13 protein-coding genes and 2 pseudogenes are annotated in these 17,395 nt (G+C 63.7%); 4 read left to right on the top strand and 11 right to left on the bottom strand.

Features of this window, described 5'->3' with window-relative positions:
* Positions 1-10 precede the first annotated feature (10 nt).
* Complete coding sequence (locus tag AC07XM_RS04380; protein WP_102688775.1) at positions 11-2,428, bottom strand: glucose/quinate/shikimate family membrane-bound PQQ-dependent dehydrogenase; 2,418 nt, start codon at positions 2,426-2,428, stop codon at positions 11-13.
* A gap of 284 nt (positions 2,429-2,712) precedes the next feature.
* Between AC07XM_RS04380 and AC07XM_RS04375 the strand changes: the two genes are divergently transcribed.
* A complete protein-coding gene (locus AC07XM_RS04375; RefSeq protein WP_016487432.1) occupies positions 2,713-3,618 on the top strand; it encodes a LysR family transcriptional regulator in 906 nt (301 codons plus the stop codon).
* 105 nt (positions 3,619-3,723) lie between these two features.
* Positions 3,724-4,923, top strand: coding sequence for an MFS transporter (locus AC07XM_RS04370; protein ID WP_102688776.1), 1,200 nt, complete (start codon positions 3,724-3,726; stop codon positions 4,921-4,923).
* 185 nt (positions 4,924-5,108) lie between these two features.
* Here the strand turns inward: AC07XM_RS04370 and AC07XM_RS04365 are convergent, their stop codons facing one another.
* Positions 5,109-5,720, bottom strand: coding sequence for a LysE family translocator (locus tag AC07XM_RS04365; protein ID WP_023048309.1), 612 nt, complete (start codon positions 5,718-5,720; stop codon positions 5,109-5,111).
* 105 nt (positions 5,721-5,825) lie between these two features.
* On the opposite strand from AC07XM_RS04365, the gene AC07XM_RS04360 reads away from it, so the two are divergent.
* Positions 5,826-6,800, top strand: coding sequence for a GlxA family transcriptional regulator (locus tag AC07XM_RS04360; protein WP_096426168.1), 975 nt, complete (start codon positions 5,826-5,828; stop codon positions 6,798-6,800).
* A 15-nt stretch (positions 6,801-6,815) separates the two neighbouring features.
* Here AC07XM_RS04360 and AC07XM_RS04355 read toward each other — a convergent pair whose 3' ends face one another.
* From AC07XM_RS04355 to AC07XM_RS04320, 8 genes and pseudogenes are all read right to left on the bottom strand, one after another.
* Positions 6,816-7,667 (bottom strand): CAP domain-containing protein, encoded by an 852-nt coding sequence (locus AC07XM_RS04355; protein WP_060518254.1) that lies wholly within the window; start codon positions 7,665-7,667, stop codon positions 6,816-6,818.
* 206 nt (positions 7,668-7,873) lie between these two features.
* Positions 7,874-8,485, bottom strand: a complete 612-nt coding sequence (locus tag AC07XM_RS04350; protein ID WP_016487427.1) for a cell wall hydrolase — start codon at positions 8,483-8,485, stop codon at positions 7,874-7,876.
* 34 nt (positions 8,486-8,519) lie between these two features.
* Positions 8,520-9,437, bottom strand: a complete 918-nt coding sequence (locus tag AC07XM_RS04345; RefSeq protein WP_096426167.1) for an AEC family transporter — start codon at positions 9,435-9,437, stop codon at positions 8,520-8,522.
* A gap of 223 nt (positions 9,438-9,660) precedes the next feature.
* Positions 9,661-10,524 carry a LysR family transcriptional regulator gene (locus AC07XM_RS04340; RefSeq protein WP_016487425.1) on the bottom strand — a complete coding sequence of 288 codons (864 nt, stop codon included), beginning with the start codon at positions 10,522-10,524 and terminating at the stop codon, positions 9,661-9,663.
* A gap of 90 nt (positions 10,525-10,614) precedes the next feature.
* The gene (locus tag AC07XM_RS04335; protein ID WP_102688777.1) at positions 10,615-11,463 is read right to left on the bottom strand and encodes an ABC transporter permease; all 849 of its coding nucleotides are present in this window, start codon (positions 11,461-11,463) and stop codon (positions 10,615-10,617) included.
* Entirely contained in the window at positions 11,460-12,476 is a 1,017-nt protein-coding gene (locus AC07XM_RS04330; RefSeq protein ID WP_102688778.1) for an ABC transporter substrate-binding protein, read from the bottom strand. Before AC07XM_RS04330 ends, AC07XM_RS04335 begins: the two co-directional genes overlap by 4 nt.
* A 97-nt stretch (positions 12,477-12,573) precedes the next feature.
* Positions 12,574-13,086, bottom strand: a pseudogene (locus AC07XM_RS04325) (methyl-accepting chemotaxis protein); the annotation flags it as partial.
* Between the two features lie 345 nt (positions 13,087-13,431).
* Positions 13,432-14,397, bottom strand: a pseudogene (locus AC07XM_RS04320) (methyl-accepting chemotaxis protein); the annotation flags it as partial.
* Positions 14,398-14,939: 542 nt separating this feature from the next.
* On the opposite strand from AC07XM_RS04320, the gene AC07XM_RS04315 reads away from it, so the two are divergent.
* Complete coding sequence (locus tag AC07XM_RS04315) at positions 14,940-16,259, top strand: Na+/H+ antiporter family protein (protein ID WP_016487421.1); 1,320 nt, start codon at positions 14,940-14,942, stop codon at positions 16,257-16,259.
* Positions 16,260-16,269: 10 nt separating this feature from the next.
* On the opposite strand, the gene AC07XM_RS04310 is transcribed toward AC07XM_RS04315, so the two are convergent.
* Positions 16,270-17,277 carry a FecR family protein gene (locus tag AC07XM_RS04310; protein WP_016487420.1) on the bottom strand — a complete coding sequence of 336 codons (1,008 nt, stop codon included), beginning with the start codon at positions 17,275-17,277 and terminating at the stop codon, positions 16,270-16,272.
* Between the last annotated feature and the right edge of the window lie 118 nt (positions 17,278-17,395).

Genomic DNA, 17,395 nt, shown 5'->3' with positions numbered 1-17,395 from the left:
CGACGCGGGCTTACGGCAAGGCGTAAGAAATCACGTAGTCGCCGCGGTCAGTCGACTGGCGCGCACCGCCAGCAGTGATTACCACATACTGCTTGCCGGTTTTCGGCGAAACGTAGGTCATCGGGCCGCCCTGGCTGCCCACTGGCAGGCGAGCCTTCCAGATTTCGTTACCGTTGCTGCTGTCGTAGGCGCGCAGGTAGAAGTCCTGGGTGCCGGCGATGAACACCAGGCCGCCTTGGGTCGACAAGGTACCGCCCAGGGTTGGCAGGCCGATCTTGATCGGCAGGTGCATGCGGATACCGAGCGGGCCGGTGTCTTCAACGGTGCCAACCGGTACTTGCCAGGCCACCTGGCGGGTCTTCATGTCGATGGCGGTCAGGGTGCCGAACGGTGGTGCCTGGCACGGAATGCCGGCTACCGACAGGAAGCGGTTCTTGTTCACCGCATACGGGGTGCCCTTGAGCGGTACTGCGCCCATGCCGGTGTTCAGCGCTTCGCCACCGGACGCCGCACCGCCTTTGTTCTGCGACGGAATCATCTGGATCCACAGGCCCAGGCGCATGTCGTTGACGAAGATGAAGCCGTGTACCGGGTCGGTAGAAATGCTGCCCCAGTTCATGCCACCCAGCGAACCCGGGAAGCTCAGCGACAGGTCGGTGCCCGGTGCGGTGTACAGGCCGTCGTAGCGCATTTTCTTGAAGTCGATGCGGCACAGCAGCTGGTCATACGGGGTGGCGCCCCACATGTCCGACTCGGTCAGGGTTTGCGCGCCGATCTGCGGCATGCCCACAGACTTCGGCTGGGTTGGGGAGTAAGGTTCGTTCGGGATGTTGCTTGGCTTGACCGGTACTTCGTCGACCTGGGTCAGCGGCTTGCCGGTGGCGCGATCAAGCACGTAGATCTGCCCGGCCTTGGTGCCGATCACCACCGCAGGTACCGACTGGCCGTCGTCCTTGGTGAAGTCGATCAGGCTTGGCTGCATCGGCAGGTCAAAGTCCCACAGGTCGTTGTGCACGGTCTGGAACACCCATTTCTGGTTGCCGGTGGTGGCGTCCAGGGCCAGCACCGAAGCGCCGTAGGTGTGGTCCAGCTTGCTGCGCTCTACACCGTAGATGTCGGTGGACGACGAACCCATTGGCAGGAACACGGTGTTCATCGCCGGGTCGTAGGACATCGGTGCCCAGCTGTTCGGGGTGCTGCGCACGTAGGTGCTGTCGCCCTGCGGTGCCTGGCGGTCTTCCGGGTTGCCCGGGTCGAAGGCCCAGCGCATTTCACCGGTGATCACGTCGAAACCACGGATCACGCCGCCTGGCATGTCGGTCTGGACGTTGTCGGCAACACGGCCGCCGACCACCACGGTGGTACCGGCCATCAGCGGTGCGGAGGACAGTTGGTAATAGGAATCCGGCACATTGCCCAGGCCGGTCATCAGATTGACCTGGCCGTTGTTGCCGAAGCCCTGGCAGAACTCGCCGTTGTCGGCGTCGACGGCAATCAGGCGGCCATCGATGGTGTTGGTCAGCAGGCGACGCTGGCAGTTGGCACCGGCCGGCACGCTCCCGCCGGCGACCGGCGAGCTGTTCGGCTGGGTCGGCTGGGCGATGGCGGCAGTGGCGTCGAAGTAGGCCATGCCACGGCAACGCTGCCAGACCTTGGACTGGGCGTTGATTTCGTTCTTCCACAGCTCTTCGCCGGTGTCGGCATCAAGGGCGATCAAGTTGTTGTGCGGGGTGCAGATGAACACCTTGTTGCCGATCTGCAACGGGGTCAGCTGGTCTTCGGCACCGTTGCCATCGCTGATGGCCACGTCACCGGTGTGGTAGGTCCAGGCCACCTTCAGCTTGTTCACGTTGTCGCGGTTGATCTGATCCAGCGCGGCGAAGCGGCTGCCACCTTCGGTGTTGCCGTAGTGGGCCCAGTCCTTCTGCTCTTTGCCAGCTTCGACCGGGGTCATGCCCGGCCCTTTGCCGGTTGGGGCGACGCTTGGGTGGGCAACAAACATGTTGCCAGCGGCAATCACCAGTGCCACGGCCATCACCCCGGCAATGCCGTAGGCACCACGGCCGGCACTGGCGCCGTTGGCACGGGCCAGCAGCGGGTAGACCAGTGCCACCACCATGCCGATCGCGGCAAACATGAACAGGCGCGAGAACAGTGGCCAGAACACCAGGCCAGTGTCGATCAGCGCCCAGATCGCGGTACCGATCAGGAACGCCGCGTACAGCCAGGCGCCGGTCTTCTTGCGGCAGGCGATAAGGACACCGGCGATGGCCATGGCCAGTCCGCCGATCAGGAAGTACAACGAACCGCCCAGGCCGGCCAGCTTGATGCCGCCAGCAGCCAGGAGGAGACCGAGCAGGGCGATGATCACGCCCAGGCCGATCAGGAGAATGTTTGTGGCGCCAGAAGCGCGCGGAGTTTCGTTCATGCCAGGGATCTCAGCAGGTGGAATGCGCGCAGTCTAAGCCCTTAGCTTGCTAATTAACAAGTTGGTACATAATTTAATGAGGCTGATTGTCTCAGGGCTGAACGTGCGATGATGTCGTTAAAAGTTTAGATCAGGTGTCGAAAAAAGCATTAAACGGGTGGATAAAGCTGGCTATGCAATCTTCATTCATACTTTGGTCGAGTACAAAAGTGGCCAGCCATCATGCGTCTTGACCCGCTCGGCTGTTTGTAAGAACTTGCTGAGATTTGGAAAACAGGCAGCAAATGGACAAATTCCTGGCGATGAAGATGTTCGTGGCCACCGTTGATGCACAGGGCTTTTCTGCCGCTGCGCGCAGGCTTGGGCTGGCCACTTCGTCGGTAACGCGGCTGGTCGACGCCCTGGAAACGGCGCTGGGCGCCACGTTGCTCAACCGCTCGACTCGCCAGGTCAGCCTGACCGAAGCTGGCGCCCGCTACTATGAGCGTGCGCGGGGTATTTTCGAAGCCTTGGACGAGGCCGATGCCAGTGTTGCCGACCGTGGCGAGCAGCCTGTCGGCGTATTGCGCCTGTGCCTGCCGGTGGAGTTCGGCAGGCGGGTGATCGCGCCGCACCTGGGGGCGTTTCTGGCGCGACACCCTGCGCTTGAGCTGGACATCGATCTCAGCGACCGCCTGGATGACCTGCTGGACGGGCGTTACGACTTGTCGATTCGCCTGGGCGACCCCTCGCCCAACGACGAACTGGTCTGTCGCCAGCTCGGGCGCTTCGAGCGTTGGTTGGTGGCCAGCCCGGCTTACCTGGCCGGGCGCGACACCCTGCAGCACCCCCGGCAGCTGCTTGAGCATGCCTGCCTGCGCTTTCGTTACGGGCAAAAAGCGCGGCCCTGGCGCCTGGTGAGAGGTCAGGACAGCCTGGAACTGGACGTTACCGGGCCGTTGCGCAGCGCCAACGCCGACATGTTGCGCGAAACCGCACTGGCGGGCAGTGGCATCGCGCTGCTGGCCGACTGGCTGGTGCGCGAGGATGTGCTGGCCGGGCGCCTGCTGCGGCTGTTCCCTGACTGGCGAGCCAGCCCTGGCACGGCCAATGACAACATCAATGCCCTTTACTTGCCCAACCACCGTGGTTCGCGGCGGGTGAAAGCATTTATTGATTTTTGCGAAAGTTTGTCAGGTCAGCATAACTAGCGTTGCGCGGTGCGCAAAAGCGCGTTGCGCTACAACCGGATTCTCGGTACTGGCATGGCTGGTTAAGGTAGCCGGCATATTCCATCCCTTGTCCAGGAACCTCGCATGAATCCCTCCCTTGCCGCCGGGCAGCCCGCAACCACCGGCCTCAGCCGTGCGCTGGTAGTGCTGCTGGCGTTCTGCTGCGGCGCGATCGTCGCCAACATCTACTACGCCCAGCCCATCGTCGGTCTGATCGCTCCGGACCTGGGGCTGTCCACCGAGCATGCCAGCCTGATCGTTTCACTGACCCAGCTGGGTTATGCCTTGGGCCTGCTGTTGCTGGTCCCGCTGGCTGACCTGCTGGAAAACCGCCGCCTGATGGTCGCCACTGCTGTGCTGGCCTGTGTCAGCCTGCTGCTGGCGGGGACCAGCAGCAGCGGCCAGGGCCTGCTGTTTCTGGGCTATGCCTTGTTGATCGGCTTCAGTTCGGTGGCGGTGCAAATGCTCATTCCGCTGGCGGCGCACCTGGCGCCGGAGCAGCAGCGTGGTCGGGTAGTCGGTAACATCATGGGCGGGTTGTTGCTGGGTATCCTGCTGGCGCGGCCGTTGTCCAGCCTGGTGGCCGACCATTTCGGCTGGCGCGCGGTGTTCATTGGCGCAGCCGGGGTGATGCTGGCGATCATTTTGCTGCTGGCCCTGACCCTGCCGCAGCGGCGACCCGAGCACAAAGCCAGCTATGCCGGATTGATGCTGTCGTTGCTCACATTGTTGCGCCGCTATCCGCTGCTGCGTCAGCGCTCGTTGTACCAGGCACTGATGTTCGCGGCATTCAGCCTTTACTGGACCGCGGTGCCAATGGCGCTGGCGGGTGAGCATGGCCTGTCGCAGACCCAGATTGCCGTGTTCGCCCTCGTGGGCGCGGTGGGTGCCGTTGCCGCCCCCTTGGCTGGCCGCCTGGCAGACGCCGGGCATGCGCGGGCCGGCTCGCTGCTTGCGCTGCTGCTGGCGCCGGCGGCGTTGTTGCTCGGGTTGACGGTGCCGGGCTACAGCGTGATCGGCCTGGGCCTGACTGGCGTGCTGCTGGACTTTGCGGTGCAGATGAACATGGTCATCGGCCAGCGCGAAGTGTATGCACTGGACCCGGCGAGCCGCGGGCGGCTGAATGCGGTGTACATGACCAGCATCTTCGTGGGCGGGGCGCTGGGGTCGGCAATGGCCAGTGCGCTGTTTTCCCAGTTTGGTTGGCAGGGCATCGCGCTGGTGGGGGCGGGATTGCCGGGTGTGGCATTGATCACCTTTCTGGCCAAGGCGCCCCGGGCATGAACGGTGTGCGGTCCTTGTGGGGGGCAGTCCACTTTGTGGGAGCGGGCTTGTCCCGCGAAGGGGGCCCTGCGGTGCATGGCACCGGCTTTGCCGGTGTTCGCGGGGCAAGCTCGCTCCCACAGCGCGCCTGCAAAATCAATGAGTCATGTTCTGCTCTATGAAAGGGCAGCCGCCATTTTCAGGGGCTATCGAGCAAGCGGCAGCGCCACGCCAATCACGGCAAACAGGCTGCCGCAGCAGCGGTTGAAACCTTTACCCCCCTTGGCCAGCCACGGCCGGATGCGAAACGCCAGGCGCGCCAGCAGGTACTCGACCAGAAACTCGACGCTGGCAAAGGTCGCCGCCATCACCACGAACTGCAGCATCAGCCCGCGCTGCGGGTCGATGAACTGCGGCAGGAAGGCGCCATAGAACAGCAGCACCTTGGGGTTGGCCATGGCCGACAACAAGCCTTGGCGGAACAAACCTGCATTGCCAAGGCGTGCACTGCGGTCGGTCAACTCCAGGTGCAAACCAGGGCTACGCCACAGCTGGATACCCAGCCAGACCAGGTAGGCGCCGCCCACCCATTTGAGCACGCTCAACACGGCGGCCGACGTCTGCAGCAAGGCGCTCAGGCCAAACATGGCCAAGGCGATCAGCGCGCTGAAACCGAACACGCCGCCAACAATGGTAAACAACGTGCGGCGGGCACCATACAGGGCGCCATGGGTCAGGGCCAGCAGGCTGTTCGGGCCGGGTGTCAGTGACAGGCCGATGCTGGCCAGCAGGTAGATGAGCCAGGTGTCGAGTGCCATGATGCTTGTAACCTTGGTGACTGGGAGGCTGGCAGTCTAAGGCGCACAGCCCCATCAGCAAGGGTATGATCTGGACATTGAATAGTCGTTTCTGGACGCAATGCCATGCTGCCTGATATCCGCCTGCTAATCCTGCCGTTACCGGATTTTGCCCTGCTGCCATTCGGTGGTTTTCTCGACAAATTGCGTTTCAGCGCCGACGACGAAGACTATAGCCAGCAGCGCTATTGCAGCTGGAGCGTGGCAGGGCTCACCCTCGACCCGGTGCCGTCGAGCAGCGGTGCGGTGGTGCAGGTCGAGGCGAGGGCCGACCAGCTCGATCTGGCCAGTTTCGACTATCTGGTGGTGTTCGGCGGGCGCAACGCCATGGCAACGGCTGCATTGGCGCCGCACTACCAAGCCTTGCTAAGGCAAGCCGGCAAAGCCGGGGTCAAGTTGGTGGGGGTCGACAATGGCGCCTTCCTGTTGGCTGCGTGCGGTTTGCTCAGGGGGCACAAGGTGGTCGTGCACTGGCGTCACGAAGCCGAGTTCCGAGCAGCGTTCCCACAGGTGCAGGTGCTGCGCGATCAACTGTATTGCATAGATGCAGGCCGTATCACCTGCGCTGGTGGCACGGCGGCCATTGACCTGGCAGTGGCACTGTTGTCACTGTCCTGTGGGCGAACCCGTGCGCTCAAAGGGCTGGCCGACATGCTGGTGGACGAAACCCGCGACAGCCGCCATGCCTTGCGCTCGCTGGAGCCGGGCGTGGGCCAGGGGCGCCAGGTACAGCGGGCACAAGCCCTGATGCGCCACCATTTGGGCAACCCACTGGCGGTGGAGCAACTGGCCGCTGAACTGGGTATCAGCCGGCGCCAGCTGGACCGGCAGTTCCAGGCCAGCCACGGCATGAGCGCCAAGGCCTGGTGGCTGGAAATGCGCCTGCAGCAGGCGCGCTGGCGCTTGCTCAACTCCAGCCACAGCCTGGCGCAGATTGCCGATGAGGTGGGGCTGGGCGATGCCAGTTACCTGGGTAAATGCGTCCGGCGGCGGTTTGGCTGCACGGCCGTGGCGTTGCGGGCAGCCAATCATCCAGGCTGAAACCCGGCGCAGCATTCACTGCGGTGTGCCGAACAAGCCGGTCCAGTAGATCCCGGCATCGCTTTTCGGGTCCACGGCATAGGCGGCACCCAGCTCACGGAATTCCGGGTTCATCAGCGTGGCGCAATGCCCCGGGCTCTCCAGCCAGCCATCAACCACCTTGTGCGCGGTGTCACGCCCGGCTGCGATATTTTCCCCGACTTGCTGGTAAAGGTAGCCTGCCAGCTCGGCCCGGTCACCGGGCGTGCGGCCATCCTTGTCGATGTGGTCGAAGAAGTTCTGGTTGGCCATGGCCCGCGTGTGGTTGGCAGCCACCCCGGCCAGCACTGTGCTCCAGCTCAACGCGGGGGCTGCGGCGAACGGCTGGCCGCCGCATTGGCGCGGTACCTTGCGCGCCGCGTTGATTTCTTGCAATACCTTCTGCCCCTCGGCCTGCCAGTCGCCCAGGCGGCCACTGAGCAGCGGCCGGGCCAGCACGATGCGCCAGTCGCGGCCCTCCTGGCTGACGCCGATATCGACGAACTGCGGGTCGAGTACCACTTGGCAGAAGCTTTCTTCGATGGCACGCATGGCCGCACGTGCATCGCGTGGCCCCGACAGGCTGATGGCCTGGACATTGACCATGGGGTAGGCGGCGCGGGTCATGGCCTGCTGCAGGTCGCGGGTGCCCTCTGGCGACAACGCCAGGCGGGTGTCGCTGTTGAGCGGGGGCAGCTCCAGCGACGCCTCACCACCGCAGGGCTGGGCCTTGCTGCGGTAGACATTGATCGACTCGATCAGTTGCGCCTCTTCGCCGGTGACAGCCAGTGCCCCGGTCGACATGACCAAGCCCAGCGACAAGGCGGCAACGGATGACAGGACGCGCATGTGGATCTCCCTATGACTGGCAGCGTCGTGGTATGCGCTGCTCATCCTACACAAGCCTGGGGCTTTTGGCCCTAGCGGGTGTAAAGCAATGACGGCGCCGGCAATCGCTGCTGGCGGCATAAGAGGGAGTAGACCAATGGTCGCCGGAAAAGTGCGATGAGTTGCTAATCATTCGTATCGAGCTAGCGCGTTCGGCTGTGTACGCATCACCGGGCCAACGCCTGGTTCGGCCTGTAGAACAGGAAGTGCGTGGTCTGCGCAGTCTTGCGGTAAGCCTTGGCCCAGTCGGGGTGCACCGTGCGGTCGTGGAAGTACAGCGCACCGCCGGTAGGGTCTTTCAATTGCTGGTTGAGCGCCTTGCGTGCAATTTCTTTTGCCACAGCGTAGCGTTGCGCTTCCTCGACCTGGTCAGGGCGCCCGTCGCACCACCAGGAAAACTGGCAGGCCTTGGTTTCCACGCCCTGCTTGACCACGCCGCAGATGGTATCGGGGAAGCCATCATGGCCCAGGCGATTGATCACAACACTGGCCACGGCTGACATGTCTTGCGCATCGGCGCCCTTGGCTTCCCAGTAGATGGTGCGTGCCAGGCAGGTGAGGCTGTCGTCCAGCGGCGCCTGGCCGGCCGGGTCGACTGCCTGGGCTTCGCTTGAGGTCAGTTTTTCCGTTTTTTTCGGAGGTGGTGCATCGTTGGCCACCTTTTCTTCCAGCACTTCGGCCTTGCCTTCGGCCACTGCGGCCTTTGCCGTGTCGGCCGCATGCAAGGGGCCTGCGATCAGGGCCAAGGTCAAGCCAATCACTATCCAGGTAGCGCGCATGACAGTGCTTCCGAAAGGGGGGCTGATTGCCAGTCTAGCCAAGCGTAAGCATTAATACCAAAGGCAGGGTGGCCGCGGCAGCTACGGTCTGCAGGGCAATGATGGTGGCCATCAGGGGGGCGTTGCCACCCATCTGCCTGGCCATTACATAGGAGGACGAGGCAGTGGGTAGGGCCTGGAACAGCACCGCCACCACCGCGGCCTGGCCACTCAGGCCCAGCACGCGGCACAGCCCCCAGGTGGTCAAGGGCATGACCAGGAATTTGAACGCCGACGCTGCCATCAGCGGGCGCACCTGCTGGCCCAGGCTGGCCCCACCCAGCGCTGCGCCCACACACAACAGCCCCATCGGTAGCGCCGCCTGGCCCAGCGCCTTGACGGTGGGTTCGATGCCTGGCGGCAAGCCCAGGCCCGTCACCCGCAGCAGCAGGCCGCCGGCACAGCCGACGATCAACGGGTTGGCGAAGATTGCCCGTAGCACCGTGGTCGGTGAACTGTGGCGGGCGCTGAAACGGGCGAACACCAGCACGCAGAGCAGGTTGACCAAGGGCACGATGGCGGCATTGGCCACCGCTGCAAGGGCGATGCCGGCGCTGCCGTAGAGGCCGGCGGCCAGGGTGGCACCGATGTAGTTGTTGAAGCGGATACCGCCCTGGAAGACCGAGGTAAAGTCAGCGCCATCGTGGTTGATCGCGCCTTGGTACATCACCAGCAGCACGGCGCCGGCCAAGGTCGAGAGCATCAGCACACCGACCATGCCCATCACCGGTACGCCGTCGAGGTTGGCGGTGGCCAGGCCGTGCAGGAACAGCGAAGGTAGCAGTACGTAGTAGCTCAGGCGCTCGGCACCGGGCCAGAAGCTTTCGGCCAGAAAGCCGCGCAGGCGCAGGAAGGTACCCAGGGTAATCAGCAGGATGATGGGTAGCAGGGTGGTCAGCAGCAAGTGGAGCATGGTCGACATTCCGTGGTCGGGTACGTGCACAGACTACGGGTGCGAAATGGTTTGTAAAAACGTTGTTTTCTGCACTGACTGTTGAGAATAAATGCATGTTTCGCAGGGGGGCGCTTTGCGCCCCAATCGCGACGCAAGGCCGCTCCCACAGGGTTGAGTGCAGCACGGACCCTGTGGGAGCGGCCTTGCGTCGCGATTGGGCTGCAAAGCAGCCCCTGCATTCTCAAGCTTCAAGCGCAGTCTTCAACACCGCACTCAAATGCCGCCGTTGGCTTTTCTCATGCTCCAGCAACACCACCCGCCGGGTCAGTTGCGGTTCGCCAAATGGCAGGCATGTGGCCGGCGGCAGGCGTTTCAGGTCGTCGTCTGCCATGGGGATGATCGCCACGCCCAGGCCCATGACGGCCATGCTTGCCAGCGCTTCCTGGCTGTCCAGTTCCATCTGCTCGCTCACTTGCAAATGCTGGCGACGCAGTTCCTGCTCGATCTGCCGCCCGGCCCAGGCACGCTTGTCGAAGCGCAGGAACGGTTGACTGGCGAGCAGCTCCGGTACGCTGTACCCGGCCAATTCGGGGCTGGCAATGGCCCAGAAGCGGTCCTCGAACAGTGGTGTGAAATCCAGGCTCTGTGGGTACGGGCTGACTGGCTCAGTGGTGATGGCCGCGTCCAGTTCACCGTCCTCCACCCGACGTGCCAGCTCCGCCGACATGCCCGAGGCCACGCTGATATGCAGCTGCGGGTAGTGGGCCTTGATCCACACCAGCGCCTTGGGCAGGCGCCGCGCCAGTACGGTGTGGATCGCGCCCAGGCGCAGGCGGCCGCGCAGGCTCGGGCCGCTGGCCAGGGCGTCGGCCAGTTCGTCGTAGGCAGCCAGAATGCTCTCGGCGCGGGCGACTGCCAGTTGACCTGCTTCGGTCAGCACCACCTGCCTGCGGCTGCGGTCGAACAGGGGGACCTTTAACTCGTCTTCAAGGGTTTTGATGTGCAGGCTCACCGCCGAAGGGGTAAGGCTGAGCAAGTCGGCTGCGCGGGCAAAGGTGCCGTGGCGGGCGATGGTTACCAGGGTGCGCAGGGCTTTGAGAGACATGCGGAAGCGGTCCGGTTACAAGCTGACAGGGCAGTATTGTCAGGCCCGGCCCTGTCGCCGGCAAGCCAGGGCCGCGACAGGCAACCTTGTTCAGCGCGCAATACGCCCATACGCTTGGCTGATCCGGTCGATCACCATGGCCAAGGCGACGATCGCCAGGCCGGCCTCCACACCCTGGCCGACGTTCAGGGTCTGGATTCCCGCCAGCACATCCTCACCCAAACCGCGGGCACCGATCATCGATGCCACCACCACCATCGACAAGGCCATCATTACCGACTGGTTGAGCCCAGCCATGATGCTTGGCAGCGCCAGTGGCAGCGCAATGCGCCGTAACCGCTGCCAGCGGCTGGCCCCCAGGCCGTGTGCGGCCTGCAGCAGCGAAGGGTCGATCTGGCTCAGGCCCAGTTCGGTCAGCCGCACCAGTGGCGGCAGGGCGTAGATCAGCGTGGCGAACACGGCAGGGACCTTGCCCAGGCCGAACAGCATCAGCACCGGGATCAGGTAAACGAAGGCCGGCAGCGTCTGCATCACATCCAGCACGGGTAACAGTAGCCGCCTGGCCAGTGGCCGGGACGCGAGCAGTATGCCCAGCGGCACGCCCACCAGCACGCACAAACCGGTGCTCACCAGTACCAAGGCCAAGGTTTGCAGCAGCTTGTCCCACAGCCCGAGCATGCCAATCAGCGCCAGCAGCGTCACCAGTACCGCGCTGCGCAGCAGGCTGCGGCTGGCGTGCCAGGCAAGCAGGCCAACCAGCAGCAACAACAGCCACCAGGGCAGCAGGCGCAGCAGGTTCTCCAGGCCGACCAGCAGTTGCAGCAGCTGGTCTGAAACCGCGCGCAACTGATCGCCGTAATTGAGTACCAGCCAGTCGACCAGCCTGTTTACGCTTTCAGCGAAAGAAAACTGCAGCGCTTGGGGAAAGCCGGTGCTCACAGGCTGCCCTCGACCTTGTCGGCGACGTCTGCGGGCAGCCAGGCTTTCCACACATCGCGATTGTCACGCAGGAAGGCGAGTGCGGCCTCGCGCGGTGGCGTGCGCTTTTCACTCATGACGGCCAGCGCCTTGTTGAGCCGATCGATCGGCAGGTCGACCTGCTCGAACACCGTCACCAGGTCCGGGTAGCCATCACGGAAGGCCTTGGATACGCCGATGGACAGTTTCGCCGGCAGTGAGCGGCTGCCCTTTGGGTTAGGGTTGCCGGCATCTGTCAGGGTGGCCCAGGCCTGGGCATCGAACGGTGGTTCTTGCAAGCGGATGAGTTTGTATCGCCCCATCAGCGGGGTCGGGTTCCAGTAGTAGAACAGCACCGGCTGGCCACGGCGGATGGCGGAGGCGATTTCGGCGTCCATCGCCGCACCGGAGCCACTGCGAAAGTTCGTGTACAGCTCATCCAGGCCATACGCCTTGAGTTTCTGGCTGTTGACCGTTTCCGATGTCCAGCCGCTGGGGCTGTTCAAAAAACGGCCCTTGTCGGGTGACTCGGGGTCACGAAATACCTGTGGGTAGCGCTTGAGGTCATCGACGCTGCGCAGTTCGGGCGCCAAAGGCTTCAGCTTGCGAACAGCGTCGCCCTCGATCACGTACGCGGGTACCCACCAGCCTTCTTCTGCATTTTTGACCGTATTGCCCAGTGCGAAAACCTGGCCTTCCTGTTCCGCCTTGACCCACGCAGGGCTGCGCCCGGCCCACTCTTCGGCGATCACCTGGAGGTCGTTGCGGGCCAAGGCCACTTCCATGCTGACGGTGCTGCCGGGCAGGGTGTCGGTGGCGTAGCCATAGCCGCGCTCCGCAATCAGCCGCAGAATTTCGGTGGTGAGGGCGCCGCTTTCCCAGCTTATGGCACCAAAGTGGATGGGGGAGGGTTGCTCTGCCGATACAGCACTGTCGGTGCTGGCCAGGCCTACGGCCAGCAGCATGCCGGCCAGCAGCGTTGAAAACTGGTTCATCCAGACCTCGTCGTTTACCGCGCCTTGGGGGTGGGGGCAAGTGTAGACGACGAGGTGTTGGCGCAGGGCAGGGCTGCTTGGGGCGGCCCCGTTTACCTCAAACGCGGAACTGGTCCATCAGCGCCTGCTGCTGGTTGGCGAGGCTGTTCAAGGACTGGCTGACACGCGCCGACTCGTTGGCCTGCCCCGACAGCGATTCGGTGACATCGCGGATCGTTGCCACGTTGCTGTTGATCTCTTCGGCCACCGCGCTTTGCTCCTCGGCGGCCGAGGCTATTTGCAGGTTCATGTCGGTAATGACCGTCACCGCCTGGCCGATACGCTGCAACGCAGTCACGGCCTGGCCAACCTGTTCGACCCCGCCCTGGGCCTGACGGTGGCTGTTGTCCATGGCACCGACCACTTCGCGGGTGCCGTCCTGCAAGGCCTCGATCACCTGGCGGGTTTCTTCTACCGACTCCTGGGTGCGTCGGGCCAGGTTGCGTACTTCATCGGCAACCACGGCAAAGCCACGGCCGGCTTCACCCGCGCGGGCGGCCTCGATGGCGGCGTTCAGCGCCAGCAGGTTGGTCTGTTCGGCAATCGAGCGGATCACTTCCAGCACCGAACCGATCTTCTCGCTGTTCTGCGCCAGGCCTTCGACTTCGGCCATGGCGTTGCTCATGTCGGCGGCCAGGGCATCGATGCGTTGGGTGGTGCGGTCGATGACTGCCAGGCCTTCGCGGGTGGCCTGGTCGGCATCGCGGGCGGCCTGGGCGGCCTGGGAAGCGCTGCGTGCCACGTCCTGGGCGGTAGCGCTCATTTCGTGCGAGGCCGTGGCCACCTGGTCAACCTGGCGGTATTGCTGCTCCATGCCGGCGCTGGTTTGGGTGGCAATTGCCGAAGACTGGTCGGCGGTGCCACGGGCAGCCTGCACCGAGCGTTTGACCTCGGCGATGGTTGGCTGCAGCTTGTCGAGGAACCGGTTGAACCAGCCGGCCAGTTCGCCCAGTTCGTCCTGCTTCTGATAAGTCAGGCGGCGGGTCAGGTCGCCTTCGCCGCTGGCAATGTCCTTGAGCATTGCGGCTACGCCGAGGATCGGCCGGGTAACGCCGCGGGCCATCAACCACACCATCAGCAGGCCGGCAATGGCTGCCGCCAGCCCCAGGCCCAGCTCCAGCAGGGTACCGCTGGTGTTGAGCGCGTCCAGTTCCTGCTTCAGTTTTTCGGCAGGCCCGGTCAGTGCGTTTTCCGGCACATCCAGCAGCACGCCCCAGGGTTGCGCGTCGGGGATCGGCCGGAACGCGGCCATCACCTTCAGGCGCTGCTGGTCGTGCAGGATGGTCATCTTGCCATCGGCCAGCTTGCGTACCAGCTCGGCGCCCTTGGCCTTGTCTACCTGGTCGAAGCGCTGGGCCAGCTTGCTGGCATCGGCGCTATAGCCTGCCAGCAGGCCGACCGGGCTGAGGATACCGACCGTGGTGCGGCCCTCGTACAGGCTGCGGCTGGCCTCCTGGCTCAGGGCCTGCAGGCTGTTGAGGTTGATGTCGATGGACAGCGTGGCAAGGGTCTTGCCGTTGACCACCAGCGGGAAGACGATGCTGGTCATCAGCACTTGCTGGCCATTGATGTCATAGAAGTAGGGCTCTACCACGCACACCTTGCCAGTGGTACGCGGGCAGACCCACCAGGTGTTGGCGGGCTGGCCGCTGGGGCCGATCTCGGTGTTGGCCATGTCCTGTTCAGGCAGCGCCATGGCGGTCAGCTGGCCGGGGCGCGGCTGCGACCAGTACAGGGCAAAGCGCCCGGTTTCGTTGCTGCCAAGCTCCGCCTTGCCGGCGAACAGGCTGTCTTTGTTGTCCAGCGCGTTGGGCTCGAACACCAGCGACAGGCCGAGCAGGTCGGGGTTGGCCTGCAGGGCGGTGCGCACTTGGCGTGTCATGTCTTCGCGCAGGTCAAAGGCGTCAAGGTAGCGCTTTTCTGCCTGTTCGCGCAGGAACAGCACCTGGCGGGCGAAGCCGGCGCCATACTGGTAGGCGTCCATGAACTGACGACGGATGTTCAGCGCCTGCACCTCACCCTGTGACTCGATGCGCGATTGCGCCGCTTCGGTCAGCATCTGCATGCTGCTGGCCTTGACCAGGTCCGAGCTGTGGTCCATGCGATATAACGACAGGCCGACGAGCAAGGTGACGATGCCGGCCAGGCAGAGGCCGGCGAGCAGGGTGATCTTCCACTGGATGGAAAGTTGGCGCAAAGGCATGGGGCGGATCCCTTTTCCGGGCTCTAAGGGTTTTGGCTTTCAGGCTGGGTCAGGCACCCCCAGCGCAACACGTTATCGGCCCACCGCGTTTTTTCTTTATTCAAACATTCAATTTAAATCCAGCCCCGCTGCGTAATGTGCCGCAACATGGCGCTTTTGACATCTGCAGCCTACTGCTTCAGAGTGCGCGCTTTTTTCTGTCGTAATGAGGTAAGCCAACCATGAATGCAGTGATCGCCGCGGTCGGCATCATGCTGATACTCAGCCTGTCCCGCGTGCACGTGGTCATCGCCCTGATCATCGGTGCCCTGGTCGGTGGGCTGGTGGGCGGCCTGGGCATCGAGGGCACGTTAAAGGCGTTCAACGGTGGCTTGGGCGGTGGTGCCACGGTTGCCTTGTCCTACGCTCTGCTGGGCGCTTTTGCCGTGGCCATTGCCAAGTCGGGCCTGGCCCATGCCTTGGCTGACCGTGCACTGGCCATGATCGATCGCCAGGGGCACACCAATGGCGGCAAGGTCAAATGGCTGATGATCGGCCTGATGCTGGTGGTGGCGGTGTCGTCGCAGAACATCCTGCCCATCCACATTGCGTTCATTCCGCTGCTGGTGCCGCCGTTGTTGTATGTACTGACCCGCCTGCGCATCGACCGCCGGCTGATCGCCTGCGTGATCACCTTCGGCCTGATTACCCCGTACATGTTCTTGCCAGTGGGCTTCGGCAACATATTCCTCAATGAAATCCTGCTGGCCAACGTCGCGCGCGCCGGTGTCGACGTGAGCGGTGTCAACGTCACCCACGCCATGGCCATCCCCGCTGCTGGCATGCTGGTCGGCCTGCTCCTGGCGGTGTTTATCAGCTACCGCAAGAAGCGTGACTACGACCTGGCGCGCATTGAGCAGGTGGAGCAGGTGAGCGTGCAGTACAACCCGCTGACACTGCTGGTGGCCGGGCTGGCAATCGCCGCCGCGTTCATCGTCCAGTTGCTGCTGGACTCGATGATCATCGGCGCCATGGTCGGTTTTCTGATTTTCTCGCTGTCAGGCATCGTCAAATGGAAGGACACTGACGGCCTGTTTACCGAAGGCATGAAGATGATGGCCATGATCGGCTTCATCATGATTGCCGCCTCGGGTTTTGCTGACGTCATGAAGGCCACCGGTGAGGTGCAGAGCCTGGTGGAAACCTCCGCCCGGTGGATCGACCACAGCAAGGGCATCGGTGCCCTGATGATGTTGCTGGTCGGGCTGCTGGTGACCATGGGCATCGGCTCGTCGTTCTCCACGGTGCCAATCCTGGCCGCGATCTTTGTGCCGCTGTGCGTGCAACTGGGCTTCGACCCGCTGGCCACCGTGTGCATCGTCGGTACTGCCGGTGCCTTGGGGGACGCAGGCTCGCCGGCCTCTGACTCGACTTTGGGGCCGACCTCGGGCCTGAACGTAGATGGTCAGCACCACCATATCTGGGACACCGTGGTACCGACCTTCATCCACTACAACCTGCCATTGCTGGCGTTTGGGTGGTTGGCAGCGATGACGCTGTAAGGGGAGGGTGTCAGCCCTTGTTGGGCGGCGGTGAGATGCGGTTGAGCACGGTGCTGCCGTCCTTGCTGCGGGTCAGGTAAATCGGCAGCACCTTGGGCAGGTTGTTGACCAGGCGGGCGACCTCGCGGGTGTTGTAGATACCGCTGATGCGGATGCGGCCGGTGCTGGCATCGGCCAGCTGCAGCGGCGCGTCGAGGTAGCGGTTGATCACTGGCAGCGCTTGCTCCAGGCTCAGGTTGTCGAGCACCAGCTTGCCACTGCGCCAGGCAAGGCTGTTGCTGTAGTCATTGCTCTGCTCCAGCTGCGGCTCGAAATCGCCCTTGTGGTAGCTGGCCTGCATCCCCGGGCCCAGGCGGTAGCCACCGGCGTTGCCGTCGCTGGATACCAGTACCGAGCCTTCCACCAGGGTGACCTTGACCTGGTCCTGGTACTTCCACACGTTGAACTGGGTGCCAGTGACGCGGGTCTGGCCATTGCCGGCATGCACGATGAACGGGTGGTTGCTGTCGTGCTGCACCTTGAAGAACGCCTCGCCGCGCTTGAGCGTGACCTGGCGCTGGTCCTTGTAGTTGAGGTAGGTAAGCTCGGTGTGGAGGTTGAGCTGTACCGTGCTGCCGTCGCTCAACTCGATGGTCTGCATGCGGTCGCCGGCTTCGAAGTGCTGGTAGTGGTTGGGCAGCCAGCCTTGTTCCCAGCCCACCCAGCCGGCCAGCGGCAGCACGGCCAGGGCGATGGCGGCAGCAGATGCCAGCGGACGCCAATTGCGCGGGCGTGCGGGTAGACGGGTGGCCGGGTTGAAGTCGACGACGGTGGCGTTGCGTGGCAACAGGTCGGCGGTTTGCCAGATTTCCAGCATTGCCTGGTATTCCTCGGCATGCCGCGGGTCCGCCGCCAGCCAGCGGGCAAACGCCTCGCGCTCGCCCGCCGTGCAGTCTTCAGCGTGCAGGCGCATGCACCAGTGCGCGGCGGCGTCGGTGATGGCATCGTCAGGGCTGGTGTTGAGGCGGTCGTGGTTCATTGCGGCTCCGGATTTTGCATATTCTACCCTTGCTAGAGGGCTCCCGAGAACCAACGTAATGGCGAATGACTATCAGTTGTGACGGTTTTTCATCGGATTTGCAACGGTTTTTCAGCGT

It is taken from the genome of Pseudomonas sp. GW460-LB5 (assembly GCF_059423245.1).
This window is presented reverse-complemented; position numbering and strand designations above follow the sequence as displayed.